This window comes from Vibrio sp. STUT-A11 (genome assembly GCF_026000435.1).
Lineage (GTDB): Bacteria > Pseudomonadota > Gammaproteobacteria > Enterobacterales > Vibrionaceae > Vibrio.
Map to the genome: position 1 here is coordinate 1647280 of NZ_AP026764.1, position 18394 is coordinate 1665673.

The following is an 18394-nucleotide window of genomic DNA, read 5'->3' on the forward strand; positions in this document are numbered from 1 at the left end:
TTCAAACTATAGGTTTTCCGACTTAGGATTTATTGTCGAAAATTGACGTAATCTGCTGGTATTGTCGTGGCGTTGAAGCTGTATAGTTAACAAACGTACGATGAAATTGGCTTTGATCAGAAAAACCCACTTCAACCGCTACATCAACGATACTCATTCCGCGTTTTAGTAAAATCTTCGCTTTTTCAACACGGCTATTGTTTAAAAATGACTTTGGCGTTATTCCAAGGTGCCTTTTAAAAATACGGATTAATGTCTCTTTTGGTCTTCCTAATTCTCTTGAGACAGCCTCAAGAGAAGGTGCACAAGCTATGTCTTGCAAAAGGCGATTCCTTAGCTTATAGACCAACTCACTTTCATCTTCATGTTCACTTTTGGGGAAGCAGAAACGGCTTACTAAATTGAATAAATAACTCTCAACATCTATGGCAACGTCACGAGACCCTTCATTTAACAGTAAAAGAATTAGATCTGATAAATTGGTATCACTTTCCGTAGCAAAAAATAAATTTAGGTCGCAACTGTATTTTGTTATCTCACATCCATATAGATTCGATAACACATTACAACACCATGCATTGTCGATATATAGCATGTGATAGCTGCGAGACATCCCTCCTACTGGATTACAGGCGTGCACCATATTAGGTTCAATGAGAATAATGTCCCCTTTTTTAAGGACGACCTCTCCATCTGGCATCGATAACTGGGTTATTCCAGATTCAATGATTCCGAGTGACAGCTCGGAATGGCTATGAGCTTTATAACTCTGTGCACTATTGTGGGTCGTTCTGATCGTCAGATATGGAATAATTTTGCTACTCCAAAAGTGCTGGTTCACGTCACGAACAGTATCTGTCACAGAACTAATCTCCAAATCTAACTATCTGGTAATCGTATTGCACTGAATAGTTTTGCGCAACAATCGATGCAGAAATCGTCATATCAATACATGCTTTGTCATTAGAAAAAATCGGGAAAAATATCAACAAGCAAGACTACCATTTTTGTTGCGCAAACTCGGAAAGGGGCAAAGAAGAATCATCATAAAGCTGGACATTTATGATAAAAATGCCAGCCTATCGTATGATACTTGAAGAATTTATCGACCAAAAACCACAAAATGTCTAACACCACTACAAACACAAGAATTCACCAGCTCTGCTTCGGTCAACCGAAAGATTCATTGACGATTGAACATGTATCTTTGGATTCGCTTGAAGAAGATAAAATCAGAGTAAAAATCGAAGCAACGAATATTAATCCAAGCGACTTGTTGTCTATTCATGGTGTAGGTCAATACAGGCATAGTCATCAGCCGCCCAGAGTACCCGGATTTGAAGCTGTTGGGCAAATCATCGACTCCAACTATGCAGAATTTATGGTAGGGCAAAATGTTGTCGTGGCTACCAGCGGTACTTGGCAGAAATATATAGATGTCTCACCAGATAACCTCTTCGTCATTCCGCCGCATCTGGACAACGGCTATGCGTGCCAGTTGTATATAAATGCGCTAACAGCGTGGGTTTTAACCACCGAAGTCGCTCAGTTGAAGAAAGAAGATGTACTGATTATCAACGCTGGTAGTTCTGCAATAGGTAAAATTTTTGCACAGCTATCTTCATCGCTAGGGTTCACTCTTATTGTCGTAACGTCGAAGCCTGAAAATTATCCATATGATTCAAACCATGTAATAGATGCAAAAGTAGACCTAGTCACTCAAATACAGCAACTTGATTTGCCTCGCCCTAATATTGCATTCGACGCTATTGGAGGCAAAGAAGGAACGGAGCTGATTCATACCATCGGCGATAATGGACGGTATATCAACTATGGAACTCTTTCTCTGGAGTTCTATGAGCCTCGCTTCTTTGAGTATGCGAAGAACCTAAACATTGACTTCAGTACATTTTTCTTACGTTACTGGGAGAATGCTGTTGGTAAAGATAGTCGGCGTGAAAAATTTTCAATGATGCTAGACCATTTCATCACCAATGGAATACAACTAGATGTAGATCGTTGTATTCCATTGGAACAAGTTCAGGATGCTATCAAGCTAATCGAGTCTAAATCTACGAACTTACATGGAAAAATCATTTTGCTACCAATGTAGTTAAGATATGACCATATACGGCTAGTTATCATAAAAAAGTATCTTAAATTCTGAGGCGTGTCCCATAGTATTTACGTTAAAACACTATGGAACACTTTTCTGGGTTAGTGATTCCCTGACCACAATATACAAAACTCAAATTGCGCCTTGGTTGAGCGTGCTTACCAAAGTGTTTGTTATTCCTCAACGCAGTTAACACTTGATCTGGCGCTAAAGAAGCCAGTGCTCCGCCTTTTTGAACAAAAGGAACAAATTCAAAGTAACCTAAAAATGTCCCGTCCAAACTATGCACTGCACCAAAACAACTTCATGATTTCTGGGAATCGACTCAACATCTCTACATACAGTTCTATGTTTAATAAAGACTGTGATTTCGATCATGAGAACGATATTTATGGTCTTCAACTATTCTTACTCATTTACTTTTCAAAACATAACATCTTTACATAGCCTATCCTTAGTAAGCAGCTTTCATATAAGGAGAAATTGCATGCGACAACTTGGAACGTTGGGATTGGCTATGTTAGTGGCGCTAAGTGCTAACGCATCCGACCCCAAAGACGCAACTCAATCCACAATAGATGTAAACAACCAAGTCAAACAAGACTTACCGTTTAGTGATAAGAAGGACTTTGAGAACGCTCAAAAAGGCTTTATCGCCAAGCAAGATGTGGTCACAATCAAAAACGAAAAAGGCGACGTTGTTTGGGACCTTGAAGCGTATAAAAAGTACATAGGCTTAGACAAACCTTCTCCTGACACTGTTAACCCAAGCTTATGGCGTAACGCCCAATTAAACATGATTAATGGCCTGTTTGAAGTTACCGATGGTATCTATCAGGTTCGTGGCTACGACTTATCCAACATCACATTTATTAAAGGCGATACGGGGTGGATTGTATTTGACCCGCTTATTTCACAGGAAACAGCGAAAGCAGCACTGGATTTTATCAACAGCGAATTAGGTGAAAGACCGGTTACTGGCGTTTTCTACAGCCACAGTCACCTTGACCACTTTGGCGGAGTGCGAGGTGTTGTTGATGAGAAAGACGTGATTTCAGGTAAAGTTCCTATTGTTGCCTCTCTCGGTTTTACCGAACATGCTGTGTCTGAGAACGTGATTGCGGGTAACGCAATGGGGCGTAGAGCCGTTTATATGTATGGCTCAATGCTACCAAGAAATGAAAAAGGCGGTGTCAATGGTGGTTTGGGTCAAACAACCTCTACTGGTATGGCTACGATGATTAAGCCAACTGACATCATCGAGAAAACCGGTGAAGAGCGTACCATTGATGGTGTAAAAATGGTTTTCCAATATACGCCAGGTACCGAAGCACCAACCGAAATGAACATCTGGTTCCCAGATAAAAAAGCCCTTTGGATGGCGGAAAATACCACTAATACGATGCACAATATCCTTACTCTCCGTGGAGCACAGGTTCGAGATGCGTTGAAGTGGTCAAGCTACTTACAAGAAACCATTGATATGTGGGGTGATGATGTCGAAGTGAAATTCCAAAGTCACCACTGGCCAATGTGGGGGCAGGAAGACATCGTTAAGTACTTTAAGACACAACGTGATATGTATAAATACACTCACGACCAAACCGTTCGTTTGATGAACCAAGGCTACATTGGCTCAGAAATTTCAGAGATGATTGAGTTTCCAAACGAGATTAATAACACTTGGAGTTCAAGAGGCTATTACGGCACCTTACGCCACAATAGTCGAGCAGTGTATCAGCGCTATATGGGTTGGTACAACGGTAACCCTTCCGATCTAAATAACCTACCACCAACAGATGCTGCGGATAAGTATGTTGAGTATATGGGAGGTGAGGAAGCTACCATCAAAAAGGCGCAAGCTGACTTTGATAAAGGTAATTATCGCTGGGTAGCCGAAGTGCTTAAACATGTTGTGTTCGCTAACCCCGAAAGTGAAAAAGGGAAAGCACTATTAGCGGATGCCTATGAACAAATGGGTTATCAAGCCGAGTCAGGTCCTTGGCGTTCGGTCTACTTACAAGGGGCTTATGAGTTGAGAAACGGGGTTCCTGATAGTGGTGGACTGACAACTGCGTCACCAGACATTATTAAAAACATGCCACCAGAAATGCTATTCGATTATTTAGCCGTTCGAATCTTGCCAGAAAAAGCGGCTGGTAAAGCATTTGTAATGAATATGAATTTCACCGATCTCGACGAGAAATACTCTTTGTATGTTGAAAACTCAGTCCTTAACCATACGAAGAAGCTCGCTGAAAAGCCTGACGTTTCACTGGAACTGACTAAAGCTACGTTAGATGACGTTCAGCTTGGTAACATCACCTTAGAGAAGGCGATTGCAGACGGCTCTATCAAACTGGATGGTGACCCACAAGTATTGAAAGACTTTGTAGGAATGTTGGATAACTTCAACTTCTGGTTCAATATCGTAACACCGTAGGGAGTAATTATGACGAAGCGTGTAATAACCTGCATCGCTTCTGGTGTTATCGCATTAGCAAGCCCAACTGGTTGGGCTTGCTCTTATGATGGGTTGTTTACCAACCCATTTAGCGAGAGCTACCCCGGAGCATTGGATGTATCCATTGCCACTCAGCTAGCCGTTAGATCTCAATCCATGCTGCCTCTAGAAGTCATTGATGGTGAAGCAGGGCTACGAAGAGCAAGTTGGTGGCTAAACTTGATGACCAAAGCACACCCAGATTTACCTAAAGGTTCTTATGTCTACGTTGTTGATCGCCAGCTGTGGTCACGCATTAGTGAGACAGACAATTCAATTGAAGTTCACGTCTCACCTCCTACCGATAACGTCAAAGTGCTGCAAATATCCGAAGCCGCTCTGCACAATCTAATATCAAACCAGATAACGATCGATCAAGCTCGCGAGCTTGGGGTATTGAGTGAGACCTAAACACCGATAACTAATCTTTGGTGTTTGTTCAATTGAATGTGATATAAAGGTTTTCCTATCTTACTGGAAAGCCTTTATATTTTTAGCCATCTACTTGTTCCGAGCAAGCCTAATACACCTTTTAACTCAATCTAAGAATATGATTGCTACTCTCAAACCTTTCATGTCCAATTAAAACCTTTAGCGTTTCGGTCATTCATTGCTTACATCTTATTGACTTTGAAGTATCACATAGAGTGAGCAATACAAATTTACATCCTGATTCGGATAATGTTTGGTAAGGCAAACTCGTATGAGTAACTAGTTACTGCTATTTTACTCTAGCAACGAATGGGGCACTTTCGTTCTAGAAAGTGCCAAGTGAAACGGTCCTGGACAATAATGAGTTTCGAAGAATCGAATATTAGCAATTCATGAATAATTTCAGGTATAGAAAAGACGCTTAGTAAGGAGCCCTGTCCTACTGGCGAAGACTAGAACGTCTGTTTTTATTTATGCCGAGAATGAGCTCCTTATTAGTCGGATAGTTTATCGTTTAGACGCAAGTTTAATACTTTTATTTAAAGCACTAGCCTTACTTTTCACCCCAGTATGACACTTTATTAATATCAAGTGGGTAAAATCTACCTGATTAATCTACACTTTCTACTTATTACAAGTCATTTTTCATAATTCCTTGGAGGGGAAACATAATGAGGCTCTCACCTGTGGCATTCGCTTTACTATCTGTCAGTTGTTCCACTTTGGCTGCAAGCCCAACAAAACCTTTTGCGGATAGAATCTATGTTGGCGGAGATATTATTACGGTCAACGACTCTGACCTTACCGCTGAGGCTCTAGCCATTAAGAATGGTCGTATTTTATCTGTCGGAAAAGAATCGGAACTGATGAAGTTACGAGATGATAAGACGGAAATTTTTGATTTAGATGGAAAAACCATGATCCCGGGCTTCATTGATGGCCATGGACATGTTTTTAACACGGGCATTCAAGCTTTATCTGCAAACTTACTTGCCGATCCTGATGGTAATGTAAATAGTATTGCGTCGCTGCAAGAAGAACTAAGATCTTGGGTGGCGAAGCCAGAAAACGGCAAGCATGGAATCATCCTGGGGTTTGGTTATGATGACTCACAGCTAAAAGAGCAAAGGCATCCTACTCGTCAAGAACTGGATGAGGTGTCTAAAGAACTACCGATACTGATTATACATCAGTCAGGACACTTAGCGACTTTGAACACCAAAGCATTGGAGCTCGCTGGTTTGACAGCAGAGAGTACTGATCCGAATGGGGGTAAAATTCGTCGAGAGAGTGATGGTAAAACACCGAATGGAGTGTTAGAGGAAACGGCATTCTTTGGCACGTTATTGCCGTTAATGACCAAACTCAACGCAGAAGAAAATAAAGTCATATTTAAAGCGGGCATGGAACTGTACGCAAGCTTTGGTTACACCACGGCGCAAGAAGGCCGAGCTTCGACATCGGCCGTGAAAACCATGTATGACTTAGCTCAACAAGATAAACTGCCAATTGATGTGGCCGCATATCCGGATATTCAAGTTGCTAAAGAGGTTATTGCTCCACCGTACTACTCAAGCGAATATTCTAATGGGTTCCGAGTTGCAGGCGCTAAGCTTAACCTCGATGGGTCGCCTCAGGGAAAAACAGCATGGCTGACAAAACCATATCTTGTTCCTCCAGTTGGTCAAGAGAAAGGGTACAAAGGTTACCCAAGTATGAGTGATGAAAAAGCAGCTGAATATATCGAGTTGGCGCAACGTAATGGATGGCAATTGTTAACCCACGTTAACGGCGATGCTGCTATTGATCAGTTGCTTGACGGTATTGAAGCAAGTGAAAAAATCCATGGTATTTCAGACCGAGGTTTTATTGCGATACATGCTCAGACCGCTCGTAAAGATCAAGTTGAGAGGTTTAAGCAATTGGGTGTATTCCCTTCGTTTTTTCCAATGCATACCTTCTATTGGGGGGATTGGCACATGAACTCTGTTTTGGGCAAAGCTCGTGCAGAGAATATCTCTCCTACAGGATGGGCGCGAGATTTGGGAATGATCTATACCTCACATCATGATTCACCTGTGGCTCTGCCAAACTCCATGCGCGTATATTCCGCGACAGTGAACCGTGTGAGCCGTACTGGTCATGTTTTAGGGCCGAAACAACGTGTGTCTGCATTGGACGGATTAAAATCGCAAACACTGTGGGCGGCGACTCAATACAAAGAAGAGAAAAGCAAAGGATCATTGGAAGTAGGAAAACTCGCTGACCTAGTTATTTTGTCTGAAAATCCACTAACGGCAAAACCTGAAACATTGTCTGATATCAAAGTGTTAGAAACGATCAAAGAAGGTGAAACAGTTTATTCAAGTGATCAACAAGTCGCTTCTGGTAGTTGCGTTAATACTAAGCGATGTCAGGAAATTGCCACTGCGACAATGATTTCTGCAGGACTGTTGCACCACTCACATTGATTTATTTTTTCATACATTTAGTCGTCAACATAAAAATAGGAAGTCATTTGATCTTCCTATTTTTTGCTAGCCCGCAACTAAAACTGAGGGGTATTGTTGCATATTTATTTAGAGTACTTATTGAGTCCAAACATTTATTGAGTTAACGAGAAATTCACTTCCTCGATAAATTACGGTACCTCAAAACGAACGGCACGCTATAAGAAAGGATAACTTTTAGTATGAAAAAACTCTTCCTCGAAGTATCAAAGAGTAATTAATCTAAAACATATATTGGGGCAAAACCTTTTCAGAGAAGTCCCCCTGAACCATCCGTATCAAATGACAAAAAGTATCTTAGTCTCAGTTCGACAAAATACATCGGCCATAATTGAGAGTTTTCTGTGTATTCATAAATAGCTTTTGTTCTGGTACTCGTGACAGGTGGAGCAACACTCACGGCTTGCGATCTTCGGAAGAATTTCCCGGATGAGAATTCATTGATTGCCCTCCAAACTGCTGGCGTAGCCGGTTCAATTCACTCAAACGTTCACTCACTTTGCCATTGATACTTATCGCCGGATACTGTCCATCCACCAGCTCCCCGATGGGTAAATCAGTAAGCAACGTCATAGCCTGATCAACATGCTCAATCGCCCAGATATGGAACAGATGCTCCCGCACCGCTGCGCGGACATCTTCCCGCAACATCAGGTGGGGAATATTCGCTGCGGGAATGATCACTCCATGATCTCCCTTGAGCTTGCGCGCCTGACAAATCTCGAAAAAGCCTTCAATTTTCTCGTTAATACCGCCAACCGCCTCAATCAGACCATGTTGATTGATAGCCCCGGTAATCGCCACCGCTTGTTTGAGTGGGACCTGGCCAATTGCCGATAATAAAGTGCACAATTCCGCGGCAGAAGCACTATCTCCTTCCACGCCGCCATAGGATTGCTCAAAGGCCAGTGAGGCACTTAGTGACAGCGGCTGGCTCTGGCCATAACGCTCGCCAAGAAATCCGCTTAGAATCATCACACCTTTGGAGTGAATCGAGCCACCCAGATCCACTTCCCGCTCAATATCGAGGATCTTCCCGTCGCCCAGACGAGTGGTCGCTGTGATCCGTGACGGTAGCCCAAAAGGATGGTCACCAACCGCCACCACCGACAGCGCGTTGATCTGGCCTACCGCGAAGCCCTCGGTATCGATCGTACGGATCCCCCGTAACACACTTTCCTGGCTACGCTCCTTGAGATAGCTCACCCGACGGCGCCGCGCCGCCACTGCTGCTTCGACTGCCTCCGCGTTGATGACTTTCTCTTCACGCTGTCTCGACCAATAATCCACATCACGCAACAAATCCATCAACGAGTTCATATGTAAGGACAGCTTTTCCTGATCGGCCATCATCCGGCTGCTGTATTCGATCACCCGCGCAACCGCTTCCCGTGACAAAGGAAGCAACTTTTCCCGGCTCTGTACCGTCTTAATCAGTCGGGCATAAAGTTTCATTGAGGCTTCATCCCGCGGGAGTTCCTCAGAAAAATCGGCCTGGACCTTAAATAATAAGCTAAATTCCGGATCATAATGTTTGAATAGATAGTACAGCAGCCGATTACCACAAAGCACCACTTTCAAATCAAGCGGCACCACCTGCGGCTCTATCATGGTGGTGGTGGCCAGGCTCAGCATTTGTTCAAGAGATTGGGTCCGGATTTGACCGGAGCGCAATGCACGCTTAAGCGAATCCCACAGCATGGGACGATCAACCAATCGATCTGCATCCAGCACTAGGTAACCACCATTAGCACGATGAAGCGCACCAGGTTTAATCAACATAAAATTGGTATACAAAGTACCAGCATGGCTGAGGTGCTCCACCCGTCCCAGCAGATTAGACACTGTCGGGTTGTCCTCGTAAATCACGGGTACCCCGTCGAGATCACTGTTATCGACCAGCAAATTCACTTGATATTCAGTGAAATACTCCGCCACTTTCTCACTTTTATGCTCTTCTGGCAGGCTGCTAAGGATTTGTTGCAAACGATCAATACTGTCTATGAGGTCTTGTTTGAGGCTATGCAGATAATCAATCACCGACTGGTATGCACCAAACTTTTGTTCCAACTCAAGAAACAACTGGCTGATGGTGATAGCGACAGTATCTCGCTGTAACTCTTTGATTGCCTGTTGACTTTGACGATGCCAGACCGGCATGTCCCGGGATATCTGATGCAGTTCCTGACGCAATGCCTTGAGCTCGGCATCAATCTTATCCTGCTGTGCCTCTGGCAGTTTACGGAACGCCTCCTGATTCAAGACTTCCCCGTCAAGTTCAGGCAAAAAAGTGTAACCCGTCGGGGTTTTCTTCAAGATAATATGATGCTCTTCTGCATGGGATTCAGCCGTTGCAAAAGCCCGCCGACAACGCTCCGTGTAGTCCGCCTGGATCGCTTGTATTCGGGCCTGAAGTTCCTCACTCTGCAGAGTTTCTGGAATCGCCTGAACCAGATATTCCACCAATTGTTGCACGTTCTGTCGCAGCCGTCGTCCGTCCCCAGCCCGAAGCTGCAATGTCAATGGTTGCTGCGGATGGTCGAAATTATTGACGTAACACCAGTCATCAGCTGGTGGATAATCCTGGGAGCGGTGCATCAGCAGCTGGTCGATAAGGGTATGTTTACCTAAACCAGTAGAGCCGGTAACAAAGATGTTGTATCCGGCATGAGGCATATCGAGCCCAAAATTCAGGGCTTCCATCGCCCGGCCCTGCCCCAGTGGTTCAGCCAGGGGTTCTAGTTCATCGGTGGTTTCAAAATTCAACAGATCGAGATCGCAGACATGGTAAAGCTGGGCCTCAGTCAGGGATAGGCATTTTATTTTCGATTGCTTTTGCATTGATTGGATCACTCCGAAGCCTTGAATTTAATCGGGAGTTTGTATTCCAGTGTAGTACAACTGAGCAAGACAAATGCACAGCATCACCGAGGCCTGAAAAAGAATTGTGTTGCAGTGACACAGCTAAGCCTGGTCGCGCCTTTGATGGCAAATACCGGATACGAGACTGGAACTTATTTCTGATGCGTATTTAACAGACTTCAATAAAACGACGTGAATACGAAATCCATGACCTTTCCGATTGACCTGGATTACCCATATACTATGAATAAGAGTAAAGCTGGAATAAATTACCGTTAAATAACTTTGCCTATCAGTGAGTGTTATGGAATATCGTGATTATTATGCAATTCTTGGTGTTCCCCGTGATGCAACGCTTGCGGATATTAAACGTGCCTATAAAAAGTGTGCGCGTAAATACCACCCGGACGTATCAAAAGAAGCCGATGCCAAGCAACAATTTATCCAGGCTAAAGAAGCGTACGAAGTATTGAAAGACCCGAAAAAACGAGCGGCTTATGATGAGCTTGGTGAGGAGTGGACATCTGGAGAGGAATTTACAGCGCCACCTAACTGGAAACGTAATTTTAAGTTTTACAGCGACGGTTCCGGCCAAGGCGATCCCAGCGCATTTTCTGATTTTTTCGAGTCACTGTTTGGGGGTTCTTTTAAAAGAAACCCTTTTCACTCCCGTTATACTTCGGGTGATCACACCTTCACAGTGAAGGGCGAAGATTTACATGCCAAAATACAGATAGATATTGAAGATAGTTTTCATGGCGCGGTAAAAACCCTAACCTTACCAAATTCTTCAGCCAACAAAGAAGATGCTGAAACAATTAACTTACGTATTCCTAAAGGAATAAGAGAAGGACAACAAATTCGTATTGTGGGAAAAGGACTACCGGGCTATTCAGGTGACACTCCGGGGGACTTGTATCTTGAGGTCACCTTCCGCCACCATCCTTTTTATCGTATGGAGCAAAAAAATCTTTGTCTGACACTTCCTATAACACCATGGGAAGCCGCATTGGGAGCAAAAGTAAAACTCCCCACTCCTATGGGGCCAATCGAAGTCACGATACAGGCCAATTCAGTTTCCGGGAAAACATTACGACTACGTGAACGTGGCCTGCCTGGTAGTCAACCTGGTGATATGCTGGTGAAGCTGAATATTGTCTTACCAACAGTGAATACTGAACAGGAAAAAGATTTTTTCCGCCAGATGCAAGCACTGATGCCCTTTAATCCCCGCAGCCAATTAGGTGTTTAATTATGGCCAAGAAAGTAACGACAAATCAGTTGATCATATCTATTTCTGGAGAATATGAGCCGACTCTGACACTAACAGAGATTTGTCGAGCTTGTGATAAACCGGTTGAATGGGTGATCGCTTTAGTTGAAGAAGGCGTGCTCGATCCGCAAGGCGATCGACCAATACATTGGCTATTTACAACCTCCAACTTGCGTCGAGCCCTTCGTGCTCAGCGAATGCAACAAGATTTAGGCTTGAATATGCCCGGCATTGCTGTTGCCCTTGATCTACTTGATGAGATAGATCGACTCGAACGCAAGCTCCACAACCAGCGTTAAGCTAATTGCAATGAAGGCTCACCGACACTGAATAGATTGTCTATTTCATACTGGAAGTATTTAGATAAGCTAAGCCAGCAAGTACCGATTAAAAATATTGCGAGTAACTGATTTAGCCCCTCTTTGGGCAGTTTCAGCAGCTGAAGGTTGGTTATTCCTTTGTCCGGTCCCAAATATTTGGAAGCACTTTGTTTGAATATCCAGAAATAAAACGCTTTTTCTCGCCAGTATACGGCTCATAGACATGTCGACTCACAGACCCGATGTTGGCACCGTAGATGTGGATGCTGATCGACGTCCGATCTGAGTGGGCGTTTGTTACCTTATGGATATCTCCGATACGAGGTGATACGAGATCAATCTCACCACAGTGGAGTTGATGTTTTCCATTCGGCTGTAGCCTATTCGATTTTGGATCCAGATAAAATTCCTCGCAAAACTCGGTACCTCGCATTACCCCTACCATGCCCCACACTGAGTGATCATGCACTGGTGTCTCCTGACCGGGCCCCCAAACAAAACTCACCATGGAAAAACGTTCAAATGGGTCACAATACAATAAGTACTGCTGATACGTTTCCGGATTTGGTCGAGCGAATTCATCAGGTAACCAATCGTCGTGGTTGATCAGCTCTGTTAGGAGTACCTTACCATCCGCCAAGATGCGATCTTCATCTTGGCCAACTTGTTCGATCAACTGTGTGAAAGAGTGAATGAAATCCCTTAACCTAGATATGTTTCTCATTATTGACGTTCCGTCTTCAGGCTATTGCAAATTGTCACACTGTAACTTTAAACCCGCAGTGTAATGCGAACTTATATACTGGTTACTTTAGTGGTATGAGAAAAAGTAAGTCAAATGATGTGGTGAAGAACTGTGCTTTGAAACAGTTCTAGAACATTGGACTCTGCGCTGCAGTCCTCCTATCTTATTGATAAGTGTTTCCCGAACGAATAAAAACTTCTCTATCGGGACCAATAAGTATCGCGACAAAAGAGCAACTTTCGTTCGGAGGGAGTTCCTATGAGGTTATTTTTCGCACTGACATTTGGTGATGAGGCAAAACGCGAATTAATGACGTACCAAACTTTGTTACGTTCACGCGGTATAAATGGCCGACATACTCGTACAGCGAATCTCCATCTCACGTTGGCTTTTGTCGGTGAAGCGACGCAAGAGCAGAAGCAAAAATTAATCCGTATCTTGCGTCAGTTGAAATCGGGATGTGACGCTTTACGAATTGATCATTTGGGTTCATTCCATCAAAAACGAAGCCGACTAATTTGGATGGGCATCGCTAATAATCGCGTCTTAATGCGACTGCAAAGGGAACTTAGTTCTGCTTTGAAAACACAAGGCTTTTCTACTGAGGCAAAAAAGTATACGCCCCATATTACACTTTTCCGTCATGTAACTAGTGATGCGCATCTAAAAGACGTCTACGTTAAGCCGCAACACATTGATGTTTACTCGATTGCTTTAATGGAAAGTGTGTACGTCGACAATAAGTTGGTGTATCGGGTTGTCGATGAGGTCGTTCAGAGTCAGGGAAAAACTCCCTGACTCGTTAATCTTGTCTCACGTTTATTATTTTTTGTTTTTAGGTACCCACGCTGTACGGTCGATATCCAAATCAGGGAACTCATCGGGATTGAATTCCGGATGCTCAGCACCTGCTGCCAATTTCTTCCGGTAATCTTTCAACAAACGCATTGCCGTTGGAAACAACATAATCAACGCCAGTAAATTCACAATCGCGAGAATGCCCATCATTGGATCTGAGAAGAAGAATACTGAAGTCGCACCAGGGGCAACCGCACCAACAAACACGATAGCAATAACAGCGATACGCAGGATATGCACAGAGGACTTGCGGTGAGACATAAAGGTGAGTGCGTTTTCCCCAAGGTAGTAGTTGTAAATCACTGAACTAAATGAGAACAACAGTATCGCACCAGTCAGATAATACTGCGCCCACAGCCCAAGGTGAGATACCAAAGACTGCTGGGTAAGGACGACGCCATCCACCCCTTCCGCTCCCGGCACATAGACATCACCGAGTAGAATCACAAAGGCGGTACAGCTACATACAACAATCGTATCAATAAATACCGATAGTGACTGAGTAATACCCTGACTTATCGGGTGAGATACATCTGCCGTTGCCGCGACATTAGGTGCAGAGCCCAAACCGGCTTCATTAGAGAACAAACCTCGTCGTAGACCGTTCGCCAATGCAGCACCCATACCACCGCCTACGACTTCCTCAATACCGAAAGCATTTTTAACGATAGTCATAATAACGCCCGGGAGCTCCGCAATGTTGATAATGATGACAAGAAGCGCTAGAGCAACATAGGCAACCGCCATGATCGGTACGATAACATCCGCTGCTTTTGCGATACGATGAATACCACCATAAATGATGAAACCAACAGCGATGGAAAGAAATACCCCCGTATACAAACGGTCAATACCCAAACTGTCTGAAGCGGCACCTGCAACGGTATTGCCCTGAAATGCATTAAACCCGATAGCAAAAGAGGCGATCAGACAAACTGCATATATATAGGCGAGCCAGCGATAATCTTCACCTAGGCCATGGATAATCGTACGAGCAGCACCACCACGGAAATCATCGCCTTCTTTTCGTTTATATAACTGAGCCAGCGAACACTCGACCAAACTGGTCGCCATACCAACCAATGCCACAGCCCACATCCAGAAGACAGCTCCTGGCCCACCGAGTGTAATTGCGACGGCCACACCAGCAATGTTACCACCCCCAACGCGTCCACCAATAGAGAGTAAAAGGGCTTCACGGCCAGAGATAGCTTTTGCATCGGAAGTCTGGTTTTTAGTCAGTAAAACGCGAAACATTCGCTTGAAGAACCGGAATTGAACGAAGTCAGTTACGATTGTGAAGAACAGACCAAATATCACGAGGAACGGGACGAGAGCCCAACCCCATGTGAGGTCTCCGATAATACTAAAAAAGGATTCAAGTAATTGCATCATTATTCCTTAAATAAATTGTAGGCTTCCTGATTTATTATCTAAACAACTAATAAATAGGTTTAATTCTTTACAGTCCATGATAATCGGCGCGTCAGTTTTGTTTTTTCGATAAACATCATGTAACTATTATGATAGTCAGGGAATGTGGGGATAGGAATAAAGATTCTGAGGCTAAAGATCAGTGGAAGGCGCTCACTTTGAATGGCAAGTAGCATTTGCTTTTCTACAGGATTATAAATAAAAAATGCCCCTATTCGAGAGTCCGTGAATAGAGGCATTTAAAATTGAATGGAATGTTCTGATTGAGGGTTATGCCGCTTCGAAAGCCAACGCTTTCTTCTCAACGTGACGGAAAATTAGCGTTAGAATGCCGTTGACCGTTAAGTAGAATGCACCCGCAACACCAAATACGGTAAGCGTATCGTAAGTTTGAGCGTTGATACGCTGCGCGTAGCCCATAAGATCCATGATGGTGATGGTACTCGCCAGAGAAGTCCCCTTGAAGACCAAGATCACTTCATTGGAGTATGCCGGAACCGCGCGGCGAATCGCATAGGGAAGCAATACTTTTAACGTAGTCGACTTGTTCATTCCGAGTGCGCGACAAGCTTGCCACTGACCGGATGGTATGGCGTTAAAAGCACCTTTAAACAGCTGAGTACTGTAAGACGCGGTATTCAGCGCCAAAGCGACCATGGCGCAGAACCATGGCTGGCTTAACCATGACCACAAGAAACTCTCCCTGATTGCATCAAACTGACCAGGACCGTAGTAGACCAGAAAAATCTGTACCAACAGTGGTGTTCCCGTGAACAAGGTAATGATGCCTCGACTCAACCAATGCAAGCCTGGTGTACGCAGAATCAACGTCAGAGTCATCAATAAAGCAAGTATACAGCCGACAACCAACGACGCTGCAGTCAGTTGGATGCTGGTTCCGAGACCTTCAAGCAATTGCCAAACGTGTTGTTCGTTCATGCGGTTGCCTCCTGACCCATGCTGATTCCTTTAACCGAAAACTTCCTATCGATTAGCTTCACCGCTCGTTGTGTTATTAAAGTAATCACCAAATAAACGGCAGCCGCTGTCGCGTACCAAGTAAACGCCTCGTGTGTCGCAGCAGACGTAAGCTGAGCCTGCTTGAGAAGGTCAGTCACACCAATCAGAGAAACCAACGCGGTATCTTTGAGCAACACCAACCATTGGTTAGAGAGGCCAGGCAGGGCGTGCCTTACCGCTTGTGGCAAAACAACGCGTACAAAGGCGTGAATCGGGCCGATCCCCAGCGCGCTTGCTGCTTCTCTTTGCCCTTTCCCGACCGCTTTGAGAGCGCCCCGTAGCGTCTGAGAAGCATAAGAGGCGAAGATCAATGACAGCGCAATCACACCAGACAAAAACGGGCTAACTTCAATAAAGTCACCGGTGATTAAAAACAGAACCTGTGTTGAGCCAAAATAGATGAACAACACGACAAGAAGCTCTGGCAATCCGCGAATCACCGTGACAAAAGCTGTTGTTGGCCATTTCACTAATACACGACGAGACATTTCACCGCTGGCGAATACTACTGCCAGAATCAAACCGACTAATAAACTCGTGAAAGCTAGCTGGACGGTCATCCAGCTTGCTTGCACAAGCGATAAAGAGTAACCCGTTAACGCCATATTAGTTACCGAAGTACTTGTTGAAGATCACGTCATATTGACCGTTTGCTTTTACGGTTTTAAGCGCAGTATTTAGCTTGTTTACAAGTTCTTCGTTGTCTTTGTTTACCGCGATACCAAAACCGTTGCCGAAGTATTTCGCATTCGTTACACGTTCGCCAACGTAAGTTAGGTTGTCTTCTTTCTTGAACCACTCAGCAACCACGGCTGTATCACCGAAAACAGAGTCGATACGACCATTTTTCATATCAATGAACGCGTCTTGGTAGCTTGCATAAGGAACCGCAGTCACACCAGGAAGCTGTTCAAGAAGGTAAGTCTGGTGTGTAGTACCATTTTGTACACCGACACGCTTGCCTTCTAGCTGAGTTTTATCGGCAACTTTGCCTTTTACAGAAACAAATGCTGCTGAGTTGTCGTAGTACGAATTAGAAAAGTTTACTTGCTCTAAACGCGCATCAGTGATATCCATCGCTGAGATCGCCGCATCGTAACGTTTGAATTTTAATGCAGGAATCAAGCTGTCAAAAGCTTGGTTGTAGAAGCTACATTTTGTTTCCATTTCTTTACAAAGTGCGTTCGCAAGATCCACATCGAAGCCTTGGATTTGGTTATTTTCATCCATGTATTCGAATGGTGCGTACGTCGCTTCCATCGCGAATTTGATTTCTTCTTGTGCTGCTGCGTTTGCAGAAATAAGGCCGATTAGTGAAGCTAGTAAAATCTTTTTCATTGCAATACTCCGTGTGTACGTCTTGGGCTGACACTCGCAATGACAGCCGATCATCTGTGATTGATGGTTATCGCTAAACCCTTTTTATGGGTATTAGTTGCTTTAGTGTTTTAAATAATCAGCAAACTGAGTCGTCTGCGGATTGGTAAATGCGTCGTTTGTGCCATGCTCAACAATATGCCCTTTTTCAAGGTACAAAACATGGCTGGCAATCTTTTTGGCAAAATCCACTTCGTGTGTCACCACAACCTGAGTAATGCCCGTGCCACTTAAATCTTTAATGATCTTAACCACTTGGTTAGTAATCTCAGGATCAAGCGCAGCCGTAGGTTCATCAAACAAAAGAACTTCTGGTTTCATCATCAAAGCACGTGCTATAGCAACTCGCTGCTGTTGACCACCGGATAGCTGCATTGGCCAAGCATCCGCTTTATCGGCCAAATGTAAGGTTGCTAGAATCTGCATCGCTTGCTGTTTGGCTTCATCTTTTGCCATGCCAGAGACTTTGACTGGTGCTTCAATCAAGTTTTCCATCACCGTCATATGAGGCCAAAGGTTGTATTGCTGGAACACCATACCGACTTTACGGCGAAGCGCTAAACCATGCTTTTCTTTAATTTCAGTTGAAAAGTCGAAAGCGTCATTTGCGATGTTTAACTGGCCATTATCCGCATCTTCTAAAAGATTGAGAACGCGCAGCAGAGAGCTTTTCCCTGCACCGCTTGGGCCTAATAACACCAATGTTTCACCGCTTTCACAATTAAAACTGACATCGTGAAGAACTTGTGTATCACCGTAGGATTTGTTGATCCCGCAAACCTGAATACTCATGCTGTCATACCGCATTAATTGTCATCGGGCGTTAATATTACCAATAAGTGCATTTTATGCAATATAAATGTATAAAAATATGACTTGTTAATTTATTGTTTCTACAAATTACAGCACCACAGAGCATATGACTGGTTTGATGAGTGACGATA

General features: G+C 44.0%; 15 protein-coding genes and 1 pseudogene. 7 read left to right on the top strand and 9 right to left on the bottom strand.

Translation table 11 applies throughout. The features are described from left to right. Positions 1–22 precede the first annotated feature (22 nt). A complete protein-coding gene (locus OO774_RS23015) occupies positions 23–862 on the bottom strand; it encodes an AraC family transcriptional regulator (protein ID WP_264907037.1) in 840 nt (279 codons plus the stop codon). 261 nt (positions 863–1123) lie between these two features. Between OO774_RS23015 and OO774_RS23020 the strand changes: the two genes are divergently transcribed. Then, entirely contained in the window at positions 1124–2113 is a 990-nt protein-coding gene (locus OO774_RS23020; RefSeq protein ID WP_264907039.1) for a zinc-dependent alcohol dehydrogenase family protein, read from the top strand. Between the two features lie 166 nt (positions 2114–2279). Here the strand turns inward: OO774_RS23020 and OO774_RS23025 are convergent. Next, positions 2280–2405 (bottom strand): annotated as a pseudogene (locus tag OO774_RS23025) (LysR family transcriptional regulator); the annotation flags it as partial. Positions 2406–2603: 198 nt separating this feature from the next. Here OO774_RS23025 and OO774_RS23030 point away from each other — a divergent pair. From OO774_RS23030 to OO774_RS23040, 3 genes are all read left to right on the top strand, one after another. Next, the gene (locus OO774_RS23030; RefSeq protein ID WP_264907041.1) at positions 2604–4559 is read left to right on the top strand and encodes an alkyl sulfatase dimerization domain-containing protein; all 1956 of its coding nucleotides are present in this window, start codon (positions 2604–2606) and stop codon (positions 4557–4559) included. Between the two features lie 9 nt (positions 4560–4568). Next, positions 4569–5030: a hypothetical protein gene (locus OO774_RS23035; protein WP_264907043.1), complete on the top strand. Its 462-nt coding sequence runs from the start codon at positions 4569–4571 to the stop codon at positions 5028–5030. A 692-nt stretch (positions 5031–5722) separates the two neighbouring features. Further along, the gene (locus OO774_RS23040; RefSeq protein WP_264907045.1) at positions 5723–7522 is read left to right on the top strand and encodes an amidohydrolase; all 1800 of its coding nucleotides are present in this window, start codon (positions 5723–5725) and stop codon (positions 7520–7522) included. A gap of 435 nt (positions 7523–7957) precedes the next feature. On the opposite strand, the gene OO774_RS23045 is transcribed toward OO774_RS23040, so the two are convergent. Further along, on the bottom strand, positions 7958–10402 hold the full coding sequence (locus tag OO774_RS23045) for an ATP-binding protein (protein WP_264907047.1): 2445 nt from the start codon (positions 10400–10402) through the stop codon (positions 7958–7960). Between the two features lie 325 nt (positions 10403–10727). Here OO774_RS23045 and OO774_RS23050 point away from each other — a divergent pair, with 325 nt between their 5' ends. Further along, on the top strand, positions 10728–11675 hold the full coding sequence (locus tag OO774_RS23050) for a DnaJ C-terminal domain-containing protein (RefSeq protein ID WP_264907049.1): 948 nt from the start codon (positions 10728–10730) through the stop codon (positions 11673–11675). A 2-nt stretch (positions 11676–11677) separates the two neighbouring features. Next, positions 11678–11995 carry a chaperone modulator CbpM gene (locus OO774_RS23055; protein ID WP_264907051.1) on the top strand — a complete coding sequence of 106 codons (318 nt, stop codon included), beginning with the start codon at positions 11678–11680 and terminating at the stop codon, positions 11993–11995. Positions 11996–12146: 151 nt separating this feature from the next. Here OO774_RS23055 and OO774_RS23060 read toward each other — a convergent pair whose 3' ends face one another. Then, positions 12147–12740: a cysteine dioxygenase gene (locus OO774_RS23060; protein WP_264907053.1), complete on the bottom strand. Its 594-nt coding sequence runs from the start codon at positions 12738–12740 to the stop codon at positions 12147–12149. 279 nt (positions 12741–13019) lie between these two features. On the opposite strand from OO774_RS23060, the gene thpR reads away from it, so the two are divergent. Then, positions 13020–13559, top strand: coding sequence for an RNA 2',3'-cyclic phosphodiesterase (gene thpR / locus OO774_RS23065; protein ID WP_264907055.1), 540 nt, complete (start codon positions 13020–13022; stop codon positions 13557–13559). A gap of 24 nt (positions 13560–13583) precedes the next feature. On the opposite strand, the gene OO774_RS23070 is transcribed toward thpR, so the two are convergent. From OO774_RS23070 to artP, 5 genes are all read right to left on the bottom strand, one after another. After that, positions 13584–15014 (bottom strand): alanine/glycine:cation symporter family protein, encoded by a 1431-nt coding sequence (locus OO774_RS23070; protein ID WP_264907057.1) that lies wholly within the window; start codon positions 15012–15014, stop codon positions 13584–13586. Positions 15015–15323: 309 nt separating this feature from the next. Further along, the gene (gene artM, locus OO774_RS23075) at positions 15324–15992 is read right to left on the bottom strand and encodes an arginine ABC transporter permease ArtM (RefSeq protein ID WP_264907059.1); all 669 of its coding nucleotides are present in this window, start codon (positions 15990–15992) and stop codon (positions 15324–15326) included. Beyond that, entirely contained in the window at positions 15989–16678 is a 690-nt protein-coding gene (artQ, locus tag OO774_RS23080; protein ID WP_264907061.1) for an arginine ABC transporter permease ArtQ, read from the bottom strand. Before artQ ends, artM begins: the two co-directional genes overlap by 4 nt. Position 16679: 1 nt before the next feature. Then, positions 16680–17411: a lysine/arginine/ornithine ABC transporter substrate-binding protein gene (locus tag OO774_RS23085; protein WP_264907063.1), complete on the bottom strand. Its 732-nt coding sequence runs from the start codon at positions 17409–17411 to the stop codon at positions 16680–16682. Between the two features lie 102 nt (positions 17412–17513). Further along, a complete protein-coding gene (artP, locus tag OO774_RS23090) occupies positions 17514–18242 on the bottom strand; it encodes an arginine ABC transporter ATP-binding protein ArtP (RefSeq protein WP_319552663.1) in 729 nt (242 codons plus the stop codon). Between the last annotated feature and the right edge of the window lie 152 nt (positions 18243–18394).